The 3,779-nt window shown below is 68.7% G+C and carries 4 protein-coding genes and 1 pseudogene; 4 read left to right on the top strand and 1 reads right to left on the bottom strand.

Translation table 11 applies throughout. The annotated features are described in order from the left end of the window. The 4 genes and pseudogenes from C0461_RS13785 to C0461_RS13770 form a co-directional block, all read left to right on the top strand. Window positions 1-461, top strand: a pseudogene (locus C0461_RS13785) (tRNA uridine-5-carboxymethylaminomethyl(34) synthesis enzyme MnmG); the annotation flags it as partial. A gap of 50 nt (window positions 462-511) precedes the next feature. Next, on the top strand, window positions 512-1,081 hold the full coding sequence (gene rsmG, locus C0461_RS13780; protein WP_292107806.1) for a 16S rRNA (guanine(527)-N(7))-methyltransferase RsmG: 570 nt from the start codon (window positions 512-514) through the stop codon (window positions 1,079-1,081). Next, window positions 1,044-1,901 carry a ParA family protein gene (locus C0461_RS13775; protein ID WP_292107805.1) on the top strand — a complete coding sequence of 286 codons (858 nt, stop codon included), beginning with the start codon at window positions 1,044-1,046 and terminating at the stop codon, window positions 1,899-1,901. The genes rsmG and C0461_RS13775 overlap by 38 nt, the downstream gene beginning before the upstream one ends. A 22-nt stretch (window positions 1,902-1,923) precedes the next feature. Then, entirely contained in the window at window positions 1,924-2,793 is an 870-nt protein-coding gene (locus C0461_RS13770; RefSeq protein ID WP_292107804.1) for a ParB/RepB/Spo0J family partition protein, read from the top strand. A gap of 235 nt (window positions 2,794-3,028) precedes the next feature. Here C0461_RS13770 and holA read toward each other — a convergent pair. After that, the coding region (gene holA / locus C0461_RS13765; RefSeq protein WP_292107803.1) for a DNA polymerase III subunit delta at window positions 3,029-3,779 on the bottom strand (751 nt) is incomplete at its 5' end.

Below are 3,779 nucleotides of genomic sequence, written 5' to 3'. Positions count from 1 at the left end.
GGCAATTGAAGGCTGCTGATGAGGTGGTTCGCACCACCATCTTCACCCCCAATGAAGCGAAAGCTCTGGGCGTGGCGGTCAATGCGGACGGTCAGCGCCGATCCATCCGTGACCTGCTGGCCTACCCGGGCGTGACCCTGGACAATTTCGCCTCCGTCGTCCCCGCCATGGCCGGCTGGCCCGAGATCGTGCGCGAACAGGTGGTCATCGACGCGGGCTACGCTGGCTATATCGACCGCCAGCGGGTCGAGGCCGAGTCCCTGCAGCGGGAAGAGGCCCTGATCCTGCCCGATGGGCTCGACTACGCCACGGTCGGGGGCCTCTCCAACGAGGTGCGCGAGAAGCTGGAGCGCATTCGCCCGCGGACCCTCGGTCAGGCCGGACGCATCGAGGGTATGACTCCCGGCGCCCTGACGGCCCTCCTGTTTCACGTGAAACATCGTCGGACCGCAGCGGCGTGAGCCTGACCGCCGCGCAGTTTCAGGCCCTCAGCGGCGCCACCAAAACCCAGATGTCCGATCTGGAGCGGTTTTGCGGCCTGCTGACCGAGGCCAATCAGGTCATGAATCTGGTAGGACCCTCCACCCTGCCCGACTACTGGGCCCGCCACGTGCTGGATAGCTGGCAACTCTTCGAACACGCCCCCGAGGCCCTGACCTGGGCCGATCTGGGGGCGGGGGCGGGCCTGCCCGGAGTCGTTCTGGCCGTCTTCCTGAAAGGCCGTCCGGGCGCCCACGTCCATCTGATCGACAGCCTCGGCAAGCGCTGCCGCTTTCTGGAACAGGTGAAGACCGAACTGGATCTGCCCGCCACCGTCATCAATGGCCGGGCCGAGGAGCAGGCGATCACCGTCGATGTGGTCACCGCCCGCGCCGTCGCCCCCATGGACAAGCTGCTCGGTTATGCACAGCCCTATATGGATCGCGGTGCACAAGGTCTGTTCCTCAAGGGAGAAAAGGCCCCCGACGAGTTGAAGTCGGCGCGCTTATCCTGGCATTTCAAGGCTCAGCTCCATCCGTCGCGTCTCACCGACGGCCGGGGCCATGTTGTTCACGTCCGGGGATTGCGCCGTGCCCGCTGATCGTCACCAGACCCGCGTCCTCGCGGTCTCCAACCAGAAGGGCGGGGTGGGCAAGACCACCACGGCCATCAATCTGGGCACCGCCCTGGCCGCCATCGGCCAGCGTTGCCTGATCGTGGACATGGATCCCCAAGGCAACGCCTCCACCGGTCTGGGCGTGGGCCGCGAATCCCGCACCGTCACCATCTATGACGTGGTGGTGGACGGCCGCTCCATCGACGATGCGGCGGTGAAGACCGCCGTGCCGGGTCTGGCCATCGTTCCGGCCGATGCGGACATGTCCGGCGTCGAGATCGAGCTGAGCCAGGCCGACCGCCGCGCCTATCGCCTGCGCGACGCCCTGCGGGCGCAGGGCCAAGACGACGGGAAGGGCGGCCATACCCGGTATGACTATGTGCTCATCGACTGCCCGCCGTCCCTGAACCTGCTGACCCTCAACGCCATGAGCGCTGCGGACGCGGTGCTGGTGCCGCTGCAGTGCGAGTTCTTCGCTCTGGAAGGCCTGACCCAGCTGATGAAGACCGTTGAGATGGTCCGCCAAAGCCTTAATCCGGCTCTGGAAATTCAGGGACTGGTGCTGACCATGTACGATCGGCGCAACAGCCTGTCGTCCCAGGTGGAGGCCGATGTGCGGGCCCACTTCGGCGACAAGGTCTATGACGCCGTGATCCCCCGCAACGTCCGGGTGTCCGAGGCGCCGTCCTTCGGCAAGCCGGCCCTGATCTATGACCTGAAGTGTGCGGGCAGCCAGGCGTATCTGCGTCTGGCGCGCGAGCTGGTGGCGCGCGAGAAGTCCCGCCGCCAGGCCATCGCGGCCTGATTAGTGTAACGGAATCAAACAAGTGGCTGAACGTCAAAGAGGATTGGGTCGGGGTCTGTCGGCCCTGATCGGGGACACCGCCGAGGCCGTGGCCGCCGATATCGAGGCGCGGGTGGGCGTGCGCGACATCCCCATCGAGCAACTGCACCCCAATCCGGATCAGCCCCGCACCCATTTCTCGGACGATGAGATCGCCGAGCTGTCCGCCTCCATCCGCGACAAGGGCGTGCTCCAGCCCCTGCTGGTGCGCCCGGCGCCCGGCGGCGACGGCTGGCAGATCATCGCCGGCGAGCGCCGCTGGCGCGCCTCCCAGAAAGCGGGCCTCAAGACCATTCCCGTGCTGGTGCGCGAGCTGGACAACGCCCAGGTGCTGGAAATCGCCATCGTCGAGAACGTCCAGCGCGAGGACCTGAACCCGGTGGAGGAGGCGCGCGCCTACCGCACCCTGATGGAGCGCTTCAACCGCACCCAGGATGTGGTGGCCGGGGTGGTGGGCAAGAGCCGCAGCCATGTGGCCAACACCCTGCGCCTGCTGGCCTTGCCGGACCCCGTGCTGGACCATGTGCTGGCCGGACGCCTGTCCGCCGGCCACGCCCGCGCCCTGATCACCGCGCCGGATGCGGAAGGCCTCGCTGACACCATCATCAAGAGCGGCCTGTCCGTCCGCCAGACCGAGGCCCTTGTCCGTCAGGCGGCCGAGGGTCCGAAACCGGCGAAGGCGAAGCCCGCCCTCGACCGCTCGGCCGACACCGTGGCCCTGGAGCAGGATCTGGGCGACGCCCTGGGCCTCAAGGTCGAGGTCCGCGACAAGGGCGGCAAGGGCGAGCTGGTCATCCGCTACGGCGCCCTTGAGCAACTGGACGACCTCTGCCGCCGCCTGACCCGGGGCTGACCTATTCCTCCCCCATCGGGGGAGGGGGACCATGCGAAGCATGGTGGAGGGGGCTGGCCGGAGGGCTGCCTGACCGACCGCCGTGCGCCATCATCGATCCAGCCACCCACACCCGCACAGCCCGGCTTCAGCCCTCTCCGTCACGGGCGCTGATCGCGCCCGCGCCACCTCCCCCGATGGGGGAGGATTTTCCGCATTTTCGCCGCCCAATGGGTTGCCGCACGAGGCCCGGTCCCTAGAGCCCCAGACGCCGGGCGCGGCCCGCGACCTCGAGCAGCAGCCGCTCGGCCAGCAGGGCGTCGGGGGAGCCCGCCGTCTTGCAGGCCTTCTCACATTCCAGCGCATTATCAAGCACTTGTGACAAGTCCTCGTGCCGCCAGGAGCGCATCTGGCGCAGCACCTCGGCCTCCTGTTTCCAGAACACGCCCGCGGCCTTGGTCGCCTCCTTGGGCCCGGCGCCGTTGTCAGTGAAGGCGCGGATCTTCCTCAGACGGTTCAGGTGGCCGCTGACCGCGCGCACGGCCGCCACGGGGCTTTCGCCCTCCGCAAAGGCCCGGCGCACGTTGGCCTGGGCCTGCGCCGCCCGTCCGCCGAAGGCCTGTAGCGCGGCCTCGAACAGGGACGCGTCCGGCTCGACCCCCAGATGCTGCTCCAGCTCGTCGGGGCCGACCGTCCGGTCGCTGCCCGGGCCGATGAACAGGGCCAGGCGCTCGATCTCCTGCCGCATCAGGCCCCGTTCGCGGGGCAGGCGGGCGGTGAACTGGGCCAGGGCGTCGGACGTAAGGCCCACCCGGTCCTTGGCCAGGGCCTCGCGCACCATGCGGGCCACGTCGCCCACCTCGTCCTCGTAACAGGCGATGCTGACCGCCGCCTTGGACGCTTCGGCGGCCTTCCTCAGGGCCGAGTCGCGGCCCAGGGCCCCGGCCTCCACCACGAACATGGCGTCGGGGTTGAAGCCGCCGTCGGCGTGGGTCTTGAGCGCGGCG

This window comes from Brevundimonas sp., from assembly GCF_013823285.1.
GTDB lineage: Bacteria > Pseudomonadota > Alphaproteobacteria > Caulobacterales > Caulobacteraceae > Brevundimonas.
Note: the sequence above shows the minus strand (reverse complement) of the source record. Positions and strands in the feature narration are given on the sequence as shown.